Genomic DNA, 18,950 nt, shown 5'->3' with positions numbered 1-18,950 from the left:
ACTATTGAAATTTGGGTTCTTTTGCTGGTCTGCGCGTGATCCAAACAAACAGCACAACGGCTATGATCACAGCTATGTAAATTGGCCAGATGCTTACGATCTGGGCCAATACTGGCGAAGGTTCGTTTTTGTCTTTTTCCAACATCAGCAGGGTTATATCCTCTGCCAGTTTGGAAAGGGCCATTGTATCCAATCCATCGTAATACCCACGTACAACGCCTTTTTTATCTATTACAACAAGTTTCTGGGTGTGTATAAAATTCGAGTCAACACCTTCCCCATCCTGCAGGCCCAGCTTTACTTCGTTCAGCGCGAAATCATAGATGGTCTTTTTAGGGCCGGTCAACATCCACCATACATCGGGGTTTACGCCAAAATGCGTGGCGTATTTTCTTAATTGCTCTACCGTATCTCTTTGGGGATCTACCGTGAAAGATAAAAACTGAACAAAGGAACTATCCAGCCTTTTGGTAACATCCTTCATTTTAAGCGCGTCCTGCAGCCCTTTCATGTTCTTTGTAAGCGTGGGACAAATAGAAGGACAATGTGTAAAGAAGAAATCTGCAACAATAATTCTACCCCGCAAGCTGTCTAATGATACAGAATCGCCCAGCTGATTCCTCAGCTTAATATTGGCCACCTGGTGCCAGATGGTATCGCTTACCTGCTTTCCATTTTTTACCCCCTCAATTACATCATCGGCATAATAATGCGGAGGCATATGAATAGCATCCCGGCTTACTCCCTTTACAATGAAGTAGCTGATAACAGGTAAAAAAATGGCGATACACAGGGCTAATAATGCTTTCTGACTCACGGGTTTTTCTTTTGCTGCGCAAAGTTACCGCAAGGCGCGTTGCCATGCAGTTTTTTATTTGAATAAAACACATTTATGTAATTCCTATGGGATGAACCGGTGTAACTACTTGTTCATTAACCGGTTCCGGCACAAAAAAAAGAACCATCGTCAGGTGACGATGGTTCTTTTTTATATCACATTTAGCAGTAAAGTCAATTATTGTAATTTACCAGGTTCTTCCTTTTCGCCTTTAGCGGGCTCTTCTTTTTTCTCTACTTTTTCAGAAGCACGGTCCTTGTAATGTTTGTCATAGGTATTACGCAGGTTCTTGTAAGAATTTCCATCCCACAGAAAAGCGGTAATAAACCAGATGAACAATAAAGCCGGAATGGAAATACTCAGGATCAGGTTTCTGATCTCATGACCCAAGTGCATAAACTCAGATATGATAAAGAAAGCCTTTGCCAGGGTAAGTATAATGAATACACCATTCAGTAAATGTTTTACCAGGTGTGGATTTGAAAAATCAATTTCATAATATCCGATGGCAAGGATCAATTCGAATAACGTGATGTATAAAAGAATCCGGAAGGTTCTCCAGATGGCCTTTCTGTCGAAAGTATGTGCCTCGTCGGTTGCATGTGTGTGCGGTACTGCTGCTACATGTGCATTTTCCATAATCGCAATATTATATATAAATCAGTTAATTGCCTATGTTATTATAATCAATGGCTGAAATATTCAACCAACTAGAACAGGTAAAAACAAGTGAATACGAATACCCATACCAGATCAACGAAGTGCCAGTACAAACCAGCTTTTTCGATCATCAGGTAGTGGCCTCTTCTGTCGAACACACCCTTGTAAGTCATGATGAACATGATGATGTTTATCACTACACCAGACAATACGTGGAATCCATGGAAACCTGTGATGGTGAAGAAGAAGTTGGTAAAGTTGGTAGAAGACTGTGTACCGTCGATGTTGATGAACGGATTGTGGCCCCACCAGGCGCCTTCATGATAAAGATGCGTCCACTCCCAGGCCTGGCAGCTTAAGAAAGCGATACCACCGAGGATGGTCCAGCCTAACCATTTCAATACTTCTTTTCTGTTCATTTCATGACCAGCGCCTACGGCCAGTACCATGGTTACTGAACTCATGATCAGAATGAAGGTCATTAAGCTCACGAACGCCAGTGGAATGTGCATTTCACCTATGATAGGGAAAGACCTGAACACGTGATTGGGGTCGGGCCATGAGTTAGTTGAAAACCGGATGGTTCCGTACGAAATCAAGAATGCGCCGAAAGTAAAAGCATCACTCATTAAGAAATACCACATCATTAACTTGCCATACTCCACTTTAAATGGGCTCTTTCCTCCGGACCACATGCCTTGATTAGCCGTTGCTACTTGTGCCATGTTGCTATTTTAGTATTAGTAGTTCTGCAATTAAGATTTAAACAAAAAGAACACAAACAAATAAACCCATAACAGGTCTACAAAGTGCCAGTAGGTGCTCATCACCTCTACCGGTACTGAATTATAATTCCTGATGCGCGCGCTGAATGCTTTTATGAACATCACTATCAATGCAATGATGCCACCTAAAACGTGCACCGCGTGCAAACTGAATATTACGTATAAGAACTGTCCTGCCCCGGCAGATCCCGCCAGTTTATTCCCTGCATTCCACAGTTGTGAAAAACCGGTGATCTGTAGTACAATGAAGATGATACCGAGCATCATGGTAACCGTTAACAGGCGGCGGTATTGTTGCATACCACGCTCCTTAAACGATTTCAGGCCCCATTGCATGGTAAAGCTGCTGAGCAGCATTACGGCAGTTGAATAATAAAAGATCTTTGGCATTTGCACCGAGCTAAAGCCGGGCAGACTGCCTTTTACAATATAGGCGCTTGTTAAGCCGGCGAACATCATAATGATGCTGCCTATGCCTACCCACAAGGTAAACTTGTGTGGATGTATTTTTTTTCGTTGCGTACTCACTGCTTCTGCCATCACGGTTTTAAAGTTTTTATCTTTTATAATTTATCGGCCAGTAAAGCCAATAATACTATAGGCAAATAAATATAGCTGGTGAACATAACCCGGCGCGCGGCTTTCTTCTCCATTTCACGATACAGCCTTACACTTTGCCAAAGCATGAACAGGTTTGCTATCAGTACGATCACAAAACTCACCATGCCACTCATGCCAACCAGGTACGGCAATGTGCCAACCGGGATCAATACCAATGAGTAAATGATCGACTGTATTGCTGAATACTTGGTAGGTCCTTCTACAGAAGGCATCAGTTTAAACCCGGCATTGGAGTAATCCTTGTGCGCAATCCAGGCTATAGCCCAGAAGTGCGGGAACTGCCAGAAAAACTGGATGGCAAAGAGCACCCAACCGCCAACGCTTAATTCGTCCTGACCTGCAGCCCAGCCAATTAAACAGGGTAAAGCTCCTGGCACAGCGCCTAACAGCACCGATACCGCACTTACCTTTTTTAACGGCGTGTACATGTATGCATATACAAACCAGCTGAACAATGCCAAACCGGCCGATAACCAGTTAAAGCAATAACCCAGGATGAATAACCCGGCTACTACTGCGATGATGGCAAAGGTCCAGGCTTCTGCCGGTTGCATTCTTCCGGATGCTACCGGGCGTTTGGCCGTGCGCGCCATCATGGCGTCGGTATCCTTCTCCACTATCTGGTTTACGGTGTTGGCGCTGCCGGTTACCAGCAGGCCCCCAATAAACAACAGGATAATGTGAAGCCAGTCGTATTCAACAACTTTCGGCGCCAGCAGGTAACTGATAACAGCACTAAACACAACCATGAAGCTGAGGCTGAACTTAATCAGCATCATATAATCCTTTACCTTACCGGCAATATTTAAAGAACTCTGTTGCTTCACGGTTACTTGCTCCATCAGTTAAATAATATGTTTTATTAGCGGTTGCCCACTTCTTGCATTCAATTAGTGATGGCTTTCATTCGCACCGATAGGCTCAGTTTGAGGAATGAAATCCTGTCCATCTTTAGAATAATCATAAGCCCAGCGATGAACTTCAGGGATCTCACCTTCCCAGTTACCGTGGCCTGGATGAATTGGCGCAGTCCATTCGAGTGTAGTTGCACCCCATGGGTTCTGCGTAGTCAGTTTTCTACCTTTAAAAATAGAGTAGAAGAAGTTGAACACGAACAACAACTGTGTAGCGAACACGATGATGGCTACTGTTGAGATGAACTTGTTCAGGTCGCCGAACATGTTAAAAGATGACCAGTTGCTGTAGTCGAGATAACGACGGGGCATACCAGCCAAACCTTCGTAGTGCATTGGCCAGAAGATGAGGTACGCGCCTACCAGGGTTACCCAGAAGTGAACGTATGCCAGTGTACTGTTCATATAACGGCCATACATTTTGGGGAACCAGTGGTAAATACCGGCGAACATCCCAAAGAATGCCGACACACCCATTACAATGTGGAAGTGCGCAATTACGAAATAAGTATCGTGCAGGTGAATATCCAGTGTAGAGTTACCCAGGAAGATACCAGTTAAACCACCAGAGATGAACAGGCTCACGAAACCCAACGCGAACATCATACCGGGAGTAAACTTGATATTTGCTTTCCAGATGGTAGTTAACCAGTTGAACACTTTGATGGCCGAAGGAACGGCGATCAACAGGGTTAACAGTACGAATACTGAGCCCAGGAACGGGTTCAACCCGGTTACGAACATGTGGTGCGCCCATACGAGGAACGCGAGGATGGTGATAGCGAACAACGATCCAACCATGGCCATGTAACCAAAGATTGGTTTGCGTGAGTTAACTGAGAGGATCTCAGACGCCATACCCATCGCAGGCAGCAGGATGATGTACACCTCAGGGTGCCCCAGGAACCAGAACAAGTGCTGGTACAGGATAGCGCTACCGCCTTCATTTGGCAATGCAGTACTGGTTGAAGAAATATAAATATCTGACAGGTAGAAGCTGGTGCCGCCGTGACGATCGAACAGCAACAGAATGAAACCTGATAATAACACAGGGAAAGATAAGATACCTAATACTGCGGTGAAGAACAGGGCCCAGATTGTCAAAGGCAAACGGGTCATGCTCATACCTTTGGTACGCAGGTTCAGTACAGTTGAAACATAGTTCAAACCACCTAATAAAGAAGATACCACGAACATGGCCATTGCCGTGATCCACAGGTCCATACCGGTTTTAGAACCAGGTGAAGCATCACCCAGGGCGCTCAATGGCGGGTAGGCTGTCCAACCACCGCTGAACGGACCAGTTTGGATAAACAGGGAAGACAACATTACGATGCTACCGCCAAAGAAGAACCAGTATGACAACATGTTCATCATTGGGGAAGCCATATCGCGTGCACCTACCTGCAGGGGAATGAGGAAGTTGGCGAATGTACCACTTAAACCACCGGTTAACACGAAGAATACCAGGATGGTACCGTGCATGGTTACCAATGCATAATAGTTCTCAGGAGTAATCTTACCGCCTTTTGCCCAGTTACCCAGGATATCTTCCAGCCAGGGGAAGGTTTGGTCGGGGTAACCCAATTGCAAGCGGAACAACACTGACATCAAACCACCAATAATGGCCCATATCATACCAGTGATCAGGAATTGCTTCGCAATGATCTTATGATCCTGGCTGAATACGTATTTTGAAATAAACGACTGGTGGTGATGATGCGCGCCATGCTCATCGTGATGCACTTCATGCGATGTTAAAACTTCTGCGTGACCGTGGCTCATTGTATCTTGTTTTGAGGTCGTAATAATTCTGTTTAAAGTCTCTGGTTTTATCTGGCAGCCAATACTGCTTTTGGTGTACCTGCAGCCGCAACTTTTGCTGAATCGGCAGCTGGTGCTGGCGCAGTTTCAGCTGGTTTGTACGACGGCTTTTGTTGCGCCAACCAGAATTTATATTCCTGCTCAGTTACCACTTTAATAAGCCCTTTCATTGAATAGTGACCGTTACCGCACATTTGGTCGCACGCGATCTCATATTCAAAATTGGGGTTATTAGTGATCTTCTTCATCTCTTCAGTAGTGTACTTAGGCGTAAACCACATAGTAGTAGGCGTACCGGGAACGGCATCCATCTTCATACGGAAGTGTGGTAAACCAACGTCATGGATAACGTCGCGTGAATTGATGATCAATTTCACTGGCTTATCTTTTACCAGGTACATGGCTGTTGTTTCGATGATATCATCATAACCTGTAGCATCAGCTTTCAGATTCTGAACACCATTTGGCGTTTGCATGGCAGAGTCCTTCCAAACCATACCCAGCATGTTGCCACTGGCTTCATCTATACAACGGAAGTATTTTTTACCAAACGTATTGTCTTTACCCGGGTAGCGATAGATCCAACCGAACTGACGGCCGGTGATCTCCACTCTCATAGCGTTATCGGGCGCTTCACCGGTAATTTTAAACCAGTAATACAAACCGAAACCTACCAGCAAACACAAAGTGATGGCGGGAACGGTTGTCCACAAAACCTCGAGTTTGTTGTTATGAGGATAATAGAAGGCTCTTCTTTTTTCGCTGTACTGGTATTTATAGGCAAACCAGAATAATAAGATCTGGGTAATGAAAAACACAATGCCCGTAATGAGAATGGTGATCTTCAACATGGTATCGATGTTTTCACCATGGTCAGAAGCCGATGGGTGAACCATCAAAGTTTTAGGATATAATGCTTCATTGCACATATATACCCCTATAAGCCCCAGTACAAGGAACACTACCATCAGGAATCCGTTGATCCTGTTATTTTGCTCGAAAGACTTTTTTTCTCCCTTTAAAACGGATACATACTCACTCGCCTTGGCTATCTGAAACGTTATCAGAAACCCAAGCGCCAGGATGGCTAACAAAAATAATCCGGTAGTTGTCATGATCTTTCAATAATTTTTATACTATCGAAACAAAGTTCGCTGATTTATTAAGTATCACACCTGTTGAAAACCGATTAGGTATGATGGATAATACTTTCTTTAATTAACGGATGGTTTTTCGCAAGCAAAGGATATTTCGCCATTGCTTTACCGGTTGAATACATGATCAAACCTACAAAACCGGCAGCCACACCAAAATCAAACAGGTTCAGTTCTACATGCTCAGGAAACAGGCTTGCAAATACCATTTGATAGAAATCGAGCCAGTGACCGAAAATGATCACGATAGCCATAAAAGTAACCGTGGTATAGTTTCTTTTTGAACCGCGGCGCATCAATATTAAAATTGGTGCAATGAAGTTGATGATGAACATAAACCAGTACAGACCGGTATATGCACCACTATGGTGATTGCTGGTTACGCGTGATTTGAAATAGATAGTTTCTTCAGGAATGTTTGCATACCAGATCAGCATGTACTGAGCAAACCATAAGTATGTCCAGAAGATAGAGAAGGCAAACATGAACTTACCCAGGTCATGAATATGCTCTTCGTTGGCGTACTCCAGGTAACCCTGGTTTTTCATATACACCACAAAAATGGTGATGAGCGCCATACCTGCAACGAATGTGCTGGCGAATGAGTACCAGCTATACATGGTGCTGAACCAGTGTGCATCCAAACTCATCAGCCACAACCATGGAGTAACTGACATGGCGGTTAAACCAAACCATACGATGAAGATAGAAGCCCAAACGCTGTTTTTGAAAATATAGCGACGACCAGCCTCTACATCAGGCAAAGGATTGTTATCGAGCTCGTGTGACAACTGGCGCATTTTATAACCCAGAACGATCCACAGACCGATGGTAAGAACGGTCCAGATGATATAAAACCCGCTGTTCAGGAAGCCTGATTTGCCTTCCAGGATCTTGTCACCCTGAGGATGTAACCAATGGTAAATGTGCGGATCAACTACACAAAGAGCTATTAAAACGACAAGCGCAACAATACCTAAAGGAATTACGGCGATAGAAATGGCTTCTGAAACGCGGCGGAATGCCATCTGAAAACCTCCCATGGCCAGGGTAGTAGCACAAATGAAAAACATAGCCGCGTTAGTGATCAGCAAAAAGTAAGTGCTGTTCTGCAACATGGTAGCCCAAAATCTTGCGCCATGGTGTTCACCGCCTCCATATAATATAAAGCCGATGATAACAGATAAAACGCCGACTCCCATCAATGCCATTGACCAGTTCTTGTACCGTGCGGGGATGTCGAAAAATTCTTTAATAGCCATTATCAGTAATTTATATGTTCTGTGTTCGTGTCAGTTATTTTTTCTTAGCGGTTGTATCTGCAGCTGGTTTTTTGGCTGCACCAGCTGCCGCTGGTTTTGCTGCTGCTGTTGAATCAGCTACAGGAGCTGTTTCAGCTTGTTTACCACCACCTTGTTTGGATTTGATATAATGGATCACCATCCAGCGTTGTGTAGTGCTCAACTGAGAAGCATAGCTACCCATTTGGCCTTTACCATAAGTAACAGAGTAAAACATCTGTCCTTCGGGCATGCTAACATACTTTGCACCGCTTGCGAGGTTTGCAGGTGCTGCAGAGAATGGACCGTCGCCACCTTTATACAGGGGGCCATTGCCATCCAGGGCAGCTCCGTGGCAAATACCACAGTTTACGAGATACAGGCGTTCTGCCTCTTTCAACTTTACTGCATCCAGTGCAGGTAAAGGATTTGTTATATGAGTGGCCGCTACATAATTGGTAGTATCGCCAGTTTTATCTTTTGCCAGGGGAAAAGGCAGTAATTCACCGCGTTTAATTGTTCCGGCTACCGGCATGCGGTTATAGTGAATACCCTGTTTAGCGAGTGTATCTATGGGTGCATAAGTTTCATATGCACGGCTATAAGCCATATCAGGCATATATACGTGACCTGGAGTTCTACGTACGTCTTCGTTGCAACTCCATGCTACCACAGCCAGCACTAAAACAGAAACAATTGATAATTTTTTCATCTTAAAGTATTCAGATATTATGCAGATACAGTTTCGCTTTGATCTTCGTATAATTTTTGATCTCTATCATATCTACCTAACCACCAGCCGGTTTCGGCATTCTGTACATTGATGTCCCGTGCGCCAATGCTTCCCAGGAACGAACTTAATTCAGCTTCGTTTGTCTTAGGAGTACATTCGATCACCATAGTGAACTGGTCATCGGTTGAACGCAGGTTAAAGTGGTGTTTTTTAACAAAAGGAGCTAACTGGCACAGGTAGCAGAAAGTTAATACCATGCCCACGCAAGCACACAATACAGTGAACTCAAATGTAATGGGTATCCATGCTGGTAAAGCAAAGTGCGGTTTACCGCCAATGTTCCATGGCCAATCGGTAGTTAAACACCAGGTCATGAAAGATAACATGCTGGTTGTACCAAATATAGCGTACAAAAATCCGGCTGTGTGAATGCTGGTATCACGCAAACCCATGGCTTTGTCCAGGCCGTGAATTGGGAAAGGAGTAAATACCTCGTGCAGTTTATAACCTGATTTACGTACTTTTTTAACGGCTTCAAACAACGGTTCCTCCTCAGTAAAAACACCAACAACAAATTTTTTAACAGCCATATAATGATTTTAAAAATTCTGACTTATTTATTCTTTCGCTTTTATCTGCGTACCTGATTAGTGGTGTTCTGCATGTGTTTCGTGATAAAACTCATCCACACTAACTTTCTCATACTGGTACATGTTCTTCTTATAGCTATCACCATTCTTTTTCAGAATGTGTTTGATCTCAGCCACCGCAATTATCGGGAAGAATTTAGAGAACAGGAAGTAGCAGGTAAAGAACAACCCAAACGTACCCAGGTAGAAACCAACTTCCCAGATAGTAGGACGATAGTAGGTAGCCCAGCTACTAGGTAAGTAGTCACGATAGATAGAAGTAACGATGATCACAAAACGCTCGAACCACATACCGATGTTTACGATAACCGACATGAAGAAGGTTACCACAATGTTACGACGCAGTTTGCGGAACCAGAAGATCTGCGGAGAAATTACGTTACAACCCATCATCAGCCAGTAGCTCCAACCGTAGGGGCTGAACAGGTTCACGCGGTTTTGCGCAAAGGCCCATCCTTCGTTCGGGTTCTGACCATACCATGATATAAACAACTCGGTTAAGTAGGCAATACCCACAATTGAACCGGTTAATACAATTACTTTGTTCATTACCTCAATGTGCTCGATGGTAATGTAATCTTCCAGCTTCAGCACTTTGCGGCTGATGAGTAACAGTGTTTGCACCATCGCAAAGCCAGAGAAGATGGCGCCTGCAACGAAGTAAGGGGGGAAGATGGTAGTGTGCCATCCGGGAATTACCGAGGTAGCGAAGTCGAAAGATACCACCGTGTGTACTGACAATACCAGCGGTGTACTCATACCGGCCAATACCAGTGATAAGCTTTCGTGGCGTTGCCAGTGTTTGGTAGAACCGGTCCAGCCAAATGACAGCAGGCCGTACATGTATTTACGCCATTTCAATTTGGCGCGGTCACGTACGGTAGCCAGGTCAGGTAACAGACCAGAGTACCAGAATAACAATGATACAGTGAAGTATGTAGAGATCGCGAATACGTCCCATAATAGGGGTGAGTTAAAGTTCACCCATAAAGGACCGCGGGTATTGGCGTAAGGTAATACGAAGAAGGCCATCCACACACGACCCATGTGCCAGATCGGGAACTGACCAGCGCACATTACCGCAAAGATGGTCATCGCTTCAGCAGCGCGGTTCACCCCTGTTCTCCATCCCTGGCGGAACAGCAACAGGATCGCCGAGATCAGTGTACCGGCGTGACCGATACCCACCCACCATACGAAGTTGGTGATGTCCCAGCCCCAACCGATCGTTTTATTCAGGTTCCATTGGCCAACACCATAGGTAACCTCGCGGTAGATAGAAAAAACACCAAAACACAACAATGCAACCGAGATAAGGAAACCAGTCCACCAAAGGCGGGAAGGTGCCGATTCAATAGGCCGCACAATATCTTCCGTTACCTGATGATAATCTTTGTTGTTATCTACCAGCGGCGGTCTTACTTGCGATTCGTATCTAATTAATGACATGTTATATGCTTTTAGCTATTCATCCCGTTGGTTCGGGAAATCGGTAGCTGGGAAATTTTTAATTACCTAATCAACTTATCCTTTGTGTTCAGCAGGTGCAGCTTCTGCAGGTGCTTCAGTGTGGTTACCACCTATGATGGTACCCAGTACACCTTCATTGCTGATCTCGGCTGTGTTTCTAACCTTGGCCAGGTAGTTTACGTTAGGCATAGTGTGCGTTTCTTCCAGTGCGTGGTACAAACGTGATTTGTTTTGCTGACGCACCTGGCTCACTAAGCTTTTGCTGTCGTTGGCATTACCAAACACGATGGCATCTGCCGAACAAGCCTGCTGACAAGCTGTTTTCACATCATCGTTCTCTAAAGGACGATTTTGCTTTTTAGCTTCCAGTTTACCAGCCTGAGTTCTTTGAACACAGAATGAACATTTTTCCATTACACCACGGCTGCGTACTGTAACATCAGGGTTCAGTACCATGCGGGTAAGGTCATCGTTCATCATCAGAACTACATCGTCCAGTTTACCCTCATCAACAAGCGGTTGCTGGTTGTCAGGGAAGCTGTCTGCGCCAGTGTAATCGGCCCAGTTGAAACGACGTACTTTATAAGGACAGTTGTTAGCGCAATAACGGGTTCCGATACAACGGTTATAAGCCATCATATTTATGCCTTCGCTGCTGTGGTGTGTTGCGGCAACCGGACAAACGTTTTCGCAAGGCGCGTTGTCGCAATGTTGACACAGCATTGGCTGGAACACAGTTTGAATACTTTCTGCATCATTAGGGTTACCACTGAAGTAACGGTCGATACGCAACCAGTGCATATCATGGTAACGCGCTACCTCGTGCTTACCTACGATCGGAACGTTGTTCTCGATGTGACAGGCTACCACACAGGCGCCGCAACCAAAACAACTGTTCAGGTCAATACTCATACCCCATCTGATGCCGGGATAGTCGAAGGTAGGATAGATGGTACCATCCTGTCTGAAATTTTCAATGCCGCCGTACTTCTTCAGTTCTTCTTCTCTTTCATGAAGAATTACATTGGGCTCTTTCTTATATTCTTCAAAAGTCACTTCACGAACAACACCTTCACGGCCTTCGTAGCTGTTGTGTGTTTGTCCCTGAGCAATTTTGTAAGTCTTATCAGTGGGTTGCATTTCTGCCACGCCATTCCACTCAATGGTAGAGCCATTGAAGCTTAAGAATGGGTAGGCGTTTTTACCTAAGGTACCTTCAGCGCCATCAGAAGCAGCTACTGAACGGCCAACACCTTTATCACGGCCATAACCTACAGCTATGGCGATGGTGTTTTCCTGTGTACCAGGTATTACTATGATTGGAAGTTCAACTTCTTTACCGCGAACTTTTACTTTAATTACGGGCTTCATTACCTCAACCTCGTACTTGTCGGCAGATCTTCTGTCGTTCAGGTCGATGTCGAATTTCTTAGCCAGTGCAGGAGAAATAACTGCGTAGTTATCCCAGCTTACGCGGGTGATAGGATCGGGCAACTCGAGCAACCATGGGTTGTTCGGTTGTTTACCGGCGCCAACACCTACTTTCTGGTAAACCACTACTTCGTATTCACCAGCTTTCTTCATGCCATTGGCAGCAGCAACTGCCTGGCCTACAGGAGCGCCATTGAAAGTAGCAGCAGCTTCAGCAGCAGCTGATTCAATTACGCCATCCTGCAATGCTTTATCAAAAGTAGCCTGGCTGCCTAATTTGGCTATCCAGTAGTTTTTGAGATATACATCCCATGGAGTGGTATTACCAGCCCATTTCAGTAATGTTTCCTCAAAAGGTCTTGTGATGAAGAGCGGGTTGATGGTAGGTTGCATCAGGCTCACAAAACCAGCTTTTGGTTCTGCATCGCCCCAGCTTTCGAGGAAGTGAGGAGCTGGTACAACGTATTTACACAATTGGGTTGTTTCGTCCTTTCTGTCGTTGAAAGAAACAGTCAGCTTAACTGATTGCAACCCTTTTTTGAAACTTTCTGAATCGAAGTATTCGTAAGCAGGATTGGCGCCGTAGATGAGCAGGGCTCCTACTTTGCCTTGTGTCATATCCTGAACCAGAGAAACCATTTCGCTATCAATACCCTGGTGCATCAGGATGGGGCTGGCCCAGCTGATGGTAGAACCGTAAGCACCGATGGCTTCGTTAATGGCGTTTACAATGATCTGTACCTGTGTATTGTTGCTGCCGCTAACAACCAGGGCTTTGCCTTTATTGGCAAGCAGTTCTTTAGCAGCTTTTTCAATGCCTGTTTTTAATTTACCGCTTACGCCTGCAGCACCCTGGCCGTTTACAGCGCTTAATAAAGCAGCTGCAACAATGCCGGCCTCAGATGGGCGGTGTACAAAACGCTCGTCGGCAGATGCACCGGTAGTGCTCATCATGCTCTCGAACTGGAAGTGTTTGCTCATTTCCAGGTTCTTCTCATTCACCTTACGCTTTTTGCTGTAGCCATGTTGAAACTCAACAGGGCTTAACCAGGTACAAAGGAAGTCAGCGCCAAGGCTTACGATGGTTTGAGCGTTATCGAAATTGTAAGAAGGGATAGCGCGTTTGCCGAAAGTAGCTTCGTTAGCCAGTAACATACCGGTGTAAGAAACTGCATCGAACTGAACGTGTTTGCTACCGGGATATTTAGCCAGGAATTCTGCAATTACCTGTTTCGCAGAAGGCGAAGTAATGGTAGAAGTTAATAAAACCAGGTTGCCGGCGCCTGCCAGTGCACCTTTGATATCGCGATCGATAGCATCGAAGCTGGTAGAAGAGTTATTGGCAAACGGGCTTTTTAACCGGGCTGTATCATATAAGTCAAGAACCGATGCCTGCATCCGGGCAGAAGAACCGCCTTTGCTGAATGTAGACAGGGTATTACCTTCTAATTTAATGGGGCGTCCATCACGCACTTTGGCAACAACCGGTATTGATTCACCGCCACTTACATAAGTAGTAGCATAGTAATCAGCAACACCAGGCACCATATCCTGTGGCTTGTTCACATATGGGATCGCCTTTCTAACTTTAGTTTCGCAACTGGCCGCAACGATTGCCGCTGCTGTACTAAAACCGAGATATTTCAAAAAGTCTCTACGTGAAGCTGGACTAACATCCAATCCTTTTTTATCTGCACTTTCAAACGGCAATTCTTCTTTGAACTCGTTTGAAATGGACTTTTCATAGGCCTCACTGTTATTGAGCTCTCCGAAACTCTGCCAGTACTTTTTATTAGCCATTTATCTTGTATTTGAGAATTTGTGAATTTGGTCACCTGCCTGTTGGCAGATGGATTTAGGATTCATTTGGCTTAGCAAATCAGCACACTACTAGTAGTGACATTTTTGACACTCTGTACCGCCGATATCATTTACAGTTACACTGTCTCTTTTACCTTCTTTGATCTCGTCGTGATATTTCTTATAGATGCTGTAGAACTTGTTGCCATCTTCGCCGTTTTTGCCACCAAAGTTAACTTTAGTAGTACGGTGACAGTTGATACACCAGCCCATGCTTAAGTCAGCAAACTGGTATACTTCATCCATTTTGGTGATCTCACCATGGCAGGTTTGACACTGTACTTTACCGGCATTCACGTGCTGTGAGTGGTTAAAGTATACGTGGTCGGGCAGGTTGTGAATTTTAGTCCATGCAATTTCATGGGTTTCACCTGTGTATTGCTTTTTAGAAGCATCCCAACCGGCAGCTGCGTAGATCTTTTTGATCTCGTCTGTACCATTCACCTCTGTACCGTCTTCACGGAACAGTTTACCTGCAGTACCTGTGTATTCGTTGATGGTCATGTGACAGTTCATACAAATATTCACTGAAGGAATATTGGCATGTTTGCCTTCCATGGCGCCACCGTGGCAATACAGACAGTTGATCTGGTTTACACCGGCGTGTACTTTATGTGAGTAGAAAATAGGTTGCTCTGGCTGGTAGTTCTGGCTGCGGCCTAAACCGATAGCGCCTTTCACTATATAAAAACCGCCTATTACAAACAGGACCAGTACTAATAAAGTGATGTACGACTTGTTGCGATAGAATGGGATGGGCTCGTAAGCAGGGAGACCATCTTTATCATCGGCCAGTTTTTTAAGATTACTGTTCACCTGCAGCATAATCAGGGCTACTACTGCAAGGATCAGCGTTAATACACCATACAGGATAGAATTGTCTTTCTCATCCATAACCTGTCCGCCGGCGGCGCTACTTGGGGTACCTCCTGTTGTTGGAGGTCCGGCTTTAAATGTTTTCTCTACGTAGTCGATAACGGCATCGATCTCTTTTGTCGATAACCCATCGAATGCAGTCATTGTAATGCCAAACTTCTGCTTCAGACCTTGGGTATAAGGGTCTGTAGTCATAAACTTTGACGGATTATGAACCCACTCGTAAAGCTTTTTACGGTCAGTCCAGGGGCCACGTGATGTTACTCCACCTAATGCAGGGCCAGTCAGATCTTTGAAAACAGAGTGACAGGAAGCACACGTATTTTGGAAAATGACCTTCCCGTCCTGAGCTGATAACTTGTTTCCGACCGACAATAATAAAAAGAACAATGCACTGATGAGGATTCGCTTAACTGTTGCTCTATGATCAATCATATTGCTGGATATGATGAAATTATGTGGAAAAATTTCCCGAATTGGGTGCAAAAATAAGTCAGGAATTTAACAAAATCACAACCTGTTTAAAATTTTTTTAATGTAGGCTGGGCGCGGGTTTCAGCCGATTTTACCCCCTCCGTTAAAACGGTTCAGTCAGAAATGTCATGCTTTTGTCAAGTTGACAACTAAAGTTTCGCATCTCGTAAACTGATGGTAAAATTGACTTTTCTCCACCCCAAAATTTTCCTGCACTTTTGCGTTCCTGTTTCAACGGTTGAAACAAAAATGACACGTCAATGCCACCCAGTTATTTTCAAACTGCGTGTCTTGTCATTACCGGCAATTTTTGCATCGCATGAAACTGAACGGTAACAGATCGAAGGATAGTGTTATATTTCCAGGTAAGAACTAAACGTAGATTATTAATAATATGCAGACTATTAACGTAGCCATCTTTGCATCGGGGGCCGGGTCGAATGCTCAAAAGCTGATCGATTATTTCAGGCAGCACACCCAAATTAAAATAGCATTAATCGTTTGCAACAAACCAGGCGCTGGCGTATTAACAATTGCCCAAAATGAAAAAATTCCTTCTTTGTTAATAGAGAAAGAACAATTCTTTAGAGGCAATGCCTACGTCGAGGAACTTAAACAACATAATGTTGATTTTATTGTATTGGCCGGATTTTTATGGAAAGTTCCTGTTCAATTAGTTAAAGCCTTCCCCCAGCGTATTATTAATATCCACCCCGCCCTGTTGCCAAACTATGGGGGCAAAGGCATGTATGGCCGTTTTGTTCATGAGGCCGTGATAGCAGCCAAAGAAACCGAAAGCGGCATCAGCATCCACTACGTGGATGAATTATATGACCACGGTCTGTTGATCTTCCAGGCCCGCTGTACCATTGAACCCGGCGATACACCCGATTCCCTGGCGCAAAAGATCCACTCCCTGGAACATGAGCACTATCCCCTTATTGTAGAAAAGGTGATTGGAGAACTGCAAAATCGTGTTAAATAAATCCGGCAGCGCGCATTTTTATCCTTTTCTTGCATAATATCACAATCTTAAACCCAGAAGCTTGACTTTAAAACGGTACATAATTTTAATCTTACTGGCATCCGGATCCCTCGCAGGCTTTGGTCAATTGCAGGTTCAGGTTCGGGGTAAAGTGTTCGACATGACCCAGCAGGTGCCCCTGGTATCAGTAAGTGTGCAAAGTACCGGCGGATCAGGTACCGTAACCGACTCGTTGGGGCGATATACTATCTATGCAAAGGAATCTGATTCAATCTGGTTTTCTTACCTGGGCAAGGGTACCCCCAAATACCCTGTTGTAGCCATACCCAATCAACAGAACTTCGAGATCTCCCTGCACGTAAATGTAACGGAGCTGAAGCCCATTATGGTAAAACCACGCAATTACCACCTCGACTCTATTGCCAACCGCGAAGAATACGCCAAAGTTTTCAACTATAAAAAACCCGGACTGGGCATTGTTCAGCCCACTACGCAAAATGCGGCTGTGGGTGTTGACCTTGATCAGCTGGTTGATGTGTTCAACTTTAAAAAGAACCGGCGCATGGCCAACTTCCGCGACCGGTTAATGGCCGAAGAAAAAGAGAAATACATCGAACACCGCTTCAGCCGGGCACTCGTTATCCGGCTCACCCAGCTCAAAGGCGCCGACCTGGATACTTTTATGGTCCGGTACAAACCCGATCTCGTGCTTGTTGAAAACGCTACCGACTACGAGCTGCAATCCTATATTAAGCAGTGTTATGATAAATATATGAAGTGGAAAGAAGTGATGGGAGAGCTGAGGAAGCAGGATAATTAAAAGGCAGTACGCATTGGGCAGTTGGCAGTGGTGAAACGCCGGGCACTTTATCAACGCTATCAACTCCGTTAACGCTAACAACCTGTCACTGTTTTCCCCAAACGCCCCAATTTAAACCCTTGTCAACCTGTTAACCTGTCAACTTTCTTCCCTTTCTGATTTCTCTGTTCTTCATTTTTCATTCTTCATTTCTCTGTATTTACCTCAACATTCATTATTCAATATTCGATATTCAATATTGAGCTTTTCATACTAACTTCCATAACTAAATATTCTCTAAAGTCATGAGACAGTTCGTTAGTACAATAGCTCTATTCCTGCTCGCTGCCGTTTCCTTTTCCCAAACCGCCCATCCGGTACTCACCCTGGCGGCTACGCCCGAAGCCGGTGGTTTTTCGTCAAAACGGTTAACCCGCATCGATACTGTACTGAAAGAATATGTTGATAAAGGCCGGATGAACGGAGCAGTAGCCATGATCGTTCATGATGGCAAGATCGTATATTATAAAAACTTTGGCTATAACGACCTCGATACAAAAGCCCCGCTTCAAAAAGATGCCATCTTTCGCATTGCCTCCCAAACAAAAGCCATTACCAGTGTAGGCATAATGATGTTGTTTGAGGAAGGTAAATTCATGCTGGATGACCCTATTTCCCAATACATACCCGAATTCAAAAACCCTAAAGTATTAGATAAATACAATAAGGCTGATACAACGTATACCACCGTTCCGGCTAAAAGAGAGATCACCATCCGCGACCTGCTCACCCATACCAGCGGTTTGGGTTATGCCCAGATAGGCAGTACCGAAGCCAAAAATATTTATTATAAAGCCGGCGTTGTGGGAGGTATCGGCATCCCCGAATTTAAACTGGCCGATAAAATGAAGGTCCTGGGCGGCTTGCCCCTGTTTCACCAGCCCGGTGAAAAATGGACCTATGGCCTGAACGATGATGTATTGGGTTACCTGATTGAAATAGTATCGGGCACGAGCCTGAAAGACTTTTTTCAAAAACGCATCTTCGAGCCACTGGGCATGAAGGATACTTATTTCTATTTGCCTGAGAATAAGAAGGGCAGACTGGCCATGCTATACACCGAAGACAGCATTAAACAACTGGCAAAAATGCCGGAAAAATTAAGCTTATATGGAGATATGTACCGCGATTATCCCAAAATGAATGGCACCTACTATTCAGGCGGGGCCGGTCTTTCTTCAACCGTATATGACTATGCCATCTTCTTACAAATGCTGCTCAATGGCGGCGAATACAATGGCAAGCGCTTGTTGAGCCATAACAGCGTGCGGATGATGACGATGAACCAGATCGGCGACATTAGCCGCGGGCCCAACAAATTCGGGCTGGGCTTTGGCATTACCACCGAAAAAGGCAGTGCCGTATTGCCTACCCAGGAAGGCACCTTCGAATGGGGCGGCATGTTTGCCACCACCTATTGGGTTGATCCCAAAGAAAAACTGGTTGCATTAATTTACCGTAATATCTGGCCCACCAGCTGGGGCAACCTGGGTAACCTGTACAAAGTGCTTGTGTACCAGGCCATGAACTATTAAA

The 18,950-nt window shown here is 44.8% G+C and carries 16 protein-coding genes; 3 read left to right on the top strand and 13 right to left on the bottom strand.

What is annotated here, in order from left to right:
- Nucleotide 1: 1 nt before the first annotated feature.
- The 13 genes from NIAKO_RS31885 to NIAKO_RS31825 all read right to left on the bottom strand — a co-directional run bounded on the left by NIAKO_RS31885 (nt 2) and on the right by NIAKO_RS31825 (nt 15,531).
- Nucleotides 2-817: an SCO family protein gene (locus NIAKO_RS31885; protein WP_014222614.1), complete on the bottom strand. Its 816-nt coding sequence runs from the start codon at nt 815-817 to the stop codon at nt 2-4.
- Nucleotides 818-1,015: 198 nt separating this feature from the next.
- Nucleotides 1,016-1,477 carry a cytochrome C oxidase subunit IV family protein gene (locus tag NIAKO_RS31880; protein WP_014222613.1) on the bottom strand — a complete coding sequence of 154 codons (462 nt, stop codon included), beginning with the start codon at nt 1,475-1,477 and terminating at the stop codon, nt 1,016-1,018.
- A 71-nt stretch (nt 1,478-1,548) separates the two neighbouring features.
- Nucleotides 1,549-2,223, bottom strand: coding sequence for a cytochrome c oxidase subunit 3 (locus NIAKO_RS31875; protein ID WP_014222612.1), 675 nt, complete (start codon nt 2,221-2,223; stop codon nt 1,549-1,551).
- Nucleotides 2,224-2,253: 30 nt separating this feature from the next.
- Nucleotides 2,254-2,823 (bottom strand): cytochrome c oxidase subunit 3, encoded by a 570-nt coding sequence (locus tag NIAKO_RS31870; protein WP_014222611.1) that lies wholly within the window; start codon nt 2,821-2,823, stop codon nt 2,254-2,256.
- A gap of 23 nt (nt 2,824-2,846) precedes the next feature.
- The gene (gene cyoE, locus NIAKO_RS31865) at nt 2,847-3,746 is read right to left on the bottom strand and encodes a heme o synthase (RefSeq protein ID WP_014222610.1); all 900 of its coding nucleotides are present in this window, start codon (nt 3,744-3,746) and stop codon (nt 2,847-2,849) included.
- Nucleotides 3,747-3,794: 48 nt separating this feature from the next.
- A complete protein-coding gene (locus tag NIAKO_RS31860) occupies nt 3,795-5,603 on the bottom strand; it encodes a cytochrome c oxidase subunit I (protein ID WP_014222609.1) in 1,809 nt (602 codons plus the stop codon).
- A gap of 47 nt (nt 5,604-5,650) precedes the next feature.
- Nucleotides 5,651-6,757 (bottom strand): cytochrome c oxidase subunit II, encoded by a 1,107-nt coding sequence (locus NIAKO_RS31855; protein ID WP_014222608.1) that lies wholly within the window; start codon nt 6,755-6,757, stop codon nt 5,651-5,653.
- 74 nt (nt 6,758-6,831) lie between these two features.
- On the bottom strand, nt 6,832-8,058 hold the full coding sequence (locus NIAKO_RS31850) for a hypothetical protein (RefSeq protein ID WP_014222607.1): 1,227 nt from the start codon (nt 8,056-8,058) through the stop codon (nt 6,832-6,834).
- A 34-nt stretch (nt 8,059-8,092) separates the two neighbouring features.
- Entirely contained in the window at nt 8,093-8,788 is a 696-nt protein-coding gene (locus NIAKO_RS31845) for a c-type cytochrome (protein ID WP_014222606.1), read from the bottom strand.
- A gap of 17 nt (nt 8,789-8,805) precedes the next feature.
- Nucleotides 8,806-9,399 (bottom strand): DUF3341 domain-containing protein, encoded by a 594-nt coding sequence (locus NIAKO_RS31840; protein WP_014222605.1) that lies wholly within the window; start codon nt 9,397-9,399, stop codon nt 8,806-8,808.
- A 57-nt stretch (nt 9,400-9,456) separates the two neighbouring features.
- A complete protein-coding gene (gene nrfD / locus NIAKO_RS31835) occupies nt 9,457-10,908 on the bottom strand; it encodes an NrfD/PsrC family molybdoenzyme membrane anchor subunit (RefSeq protein WP_014222604.1) in 1,452 nt (483 codons plus the stop codon).
- Between the two features lie 75 nt (nt 10,909-10,983).
- The gene (locus NIAKO_RS31830) at nt 10,984-14,160 is read right to left on the bottom strand and encodes a TAT-variant-translocated molybdopterin oxidoreductase (RefSeq protein WP_014222603.1); all 3,177 of its coding nucleotides are present in this window, start codon (nt 14,158-14,160) and stop codon (nt 10,984-10,986) included.
- A 90-nt stretch (nt 14,161-14,250) separates the two neighbouring features.
- Nucleotides 14,251-15,531 (bottom strand): c-type cytochrome, encoded by a 1,281-nt coding sequence (locus NIAKO_RS31825; RefSeq protein ID WP_014222602.1) that lies wholly within the window; start codon nt 15,529-15,531, stop codon nt 14,251-14,253.
- Between the two features lie 433 nt (nt 15,532-15,964).
- On the opposite strand from NIAKO_RS31825, the gene purN reads away from it, so the two are divergent.
- The 3 genes from purN to NIAKO_RS31810 all read left to right on the top strand — a co-directional run bounded on the left by purN (nt 15,965) and on the right by NIAKO_RS31810 (nt 18,949).
- Complete coding sequence (purN, locus tag NIAKO_RS31820) at nt 15,965-16,555, top strand: phosphoribosylglycinamide formyltransferase (protein WP_014222601.1); 591 nt, start codon at nt 15,965-15,967, stop codon at nt 16,553-16,555.
- Nucleotides 16,556-16,616: 61 nt separating this feature from the next.
- The gene (locus tag NIAKO_RS31815; RefSeq protein ID WP_014222600.1) at nt 16,617-17,375 is read left to right on the top strand and encodes a carboxypeptidase-like regulatory domain-containing protein; all 759 of its coding nucleotides are present in this window, start codon (nt 16,617-16,619) and stop codon (nt 17,373-17,375) included.
- 284 nt (nt 17,376-17,659) lie between these two features.
- Nucleotides 17,660-18,949 (top strand): serine hydrolase domain-containing protein, encoded by a 1,290-nt coding sequence (locus NIAKO_RS31810; RefSeq protein ID WP_014222599.1) that lies wholly within the window; start codon nt 17,660-17,662, stop codon nt 18,947-18,949.
- Nucleotide 18,950 lies beyond the last annotated feature (1 nt).

It is taken from the genome of Niastella koreensis GR20-10, from assembly GCF_000246855.1.
Taxonomy (GTDB): domain Bacteria; phylum Bacteroidota; class Bacteroidia; order Chitinophagales; family Chitinophagaceae; genus Niastella; species Niastella koreensis.
The sequence above is the reverse complement of the archived record's forward strand: the minus strand, read 5'-3'. Positions and strand labels throughout refer to the sequence as shown.

What these genes read in the sequence shown, in the direction of transcription:
- NIAKO_RS31880 (WP_014222613.1), bottom strand. Translation starts at nt 1,477, where the DNA reads ATGGAAAATGCACATGTAGCAGCAGTACCGCACACACATGCAACCGAC.
- NIAKO_RS31875 (WP_014222612.1), bottom strand. Translation starts at nt 2,223, where the DNA reads ATGGCACAAGTAGCAACGGCTAATCAAGGCATGTGGTCCGGAGGAAAG.
- NIAKO_RS31870 (WP_014222611.1), bottom strand. Translation starts at nt 2,823, where the DNA reads ATGGCAGAAGCAGTGAGTACGCAACGAAAAAAAATACATCCACACAAG.
- cyoE (WP_014222610.1), bottom strand. Translation starts at nt 3,746, where the DNA reads ATGGAGCAAGTAACCGTGAAGCAACAGAGTTCTTTAAATATTGCCGGT.
- NIAKO_RS31860 (WP_014222609.1), bottom strand. Translation starts at nt 5,603, where the DNA reads ATGAGCCACGGTCACGCAGAAGTTTTAACATCGCATGAAGTGCATCAC.
- NIAKO_RS31855 (WP_014222608.1), bottom strand. Translation starts at nt 6,757, where the DNA reads ATGACAACTACCGGATTATTTTTGTTAGCCATCCTGGCGCTTGGGTTT.
- NIAKO_RS31850 (WP_014222607.1), bottom strand. Translation starts at nt 8,058, where the DNA reads ATGGCTATTAAAGAATTTTTCGACATCCCCGCACGGTACAAGAACTGG.
- NIAKO_RS31845 (WP_014222606.1), bottom strand. Translation starts at nt 8,788, where the DNA reads ATGAAAAAATTATCAATTGTTTCTGTTTTAGTGCTGGCTGTGGTAGCA.
- NIAKO_RS31840 (WP_014222605.1), bottom strand. Translation starts at nt 9,399, where the DNA reads ATGGCTGTTAAAAAATTTGTTGTTGGTGTTTTTACTGAGGAGGAACCG.
- nrfD (WP_014222604.1), bottom strand. Translation starts at nt 10,908, where the DNA reads ATGTCATTAATTAGATACGAATCGCAAGTAAGACCGCCGCTGGTAGAT.
- NIAKO_RS31830 (WP_014222603.1), bottom strand. Translation starts at nt 14,160, where the DNA reads ATGGCTAATAAAAAGTACTGGCAGAGTTTCGGAGAGCTCAATAACAGT.
- NIAKO_RS31825 (WP_014222602.1), bottom strand. Translation starts at nt 15,531, where the DNA reads ATGATTGATCATAGAGCAACAGTTAAGCGAATCCTCATCAGTGCATTG.
- purN (WP_014222601.1), top strand. Translation starts at nt 15,965, where the DNA reads ATGCAGACTATTAACGTAGCCATCTTTGCATCGGGGGCCGGGTCGAAT.
- NIAKO_RS31810 (WP_014222599.1), top strand. Translation starts at nt 17,660, where the DNA reads ATGAGACAGTTCGTTAGTACAATAGCTCTATTCCTGCTCGCTGCCGTT.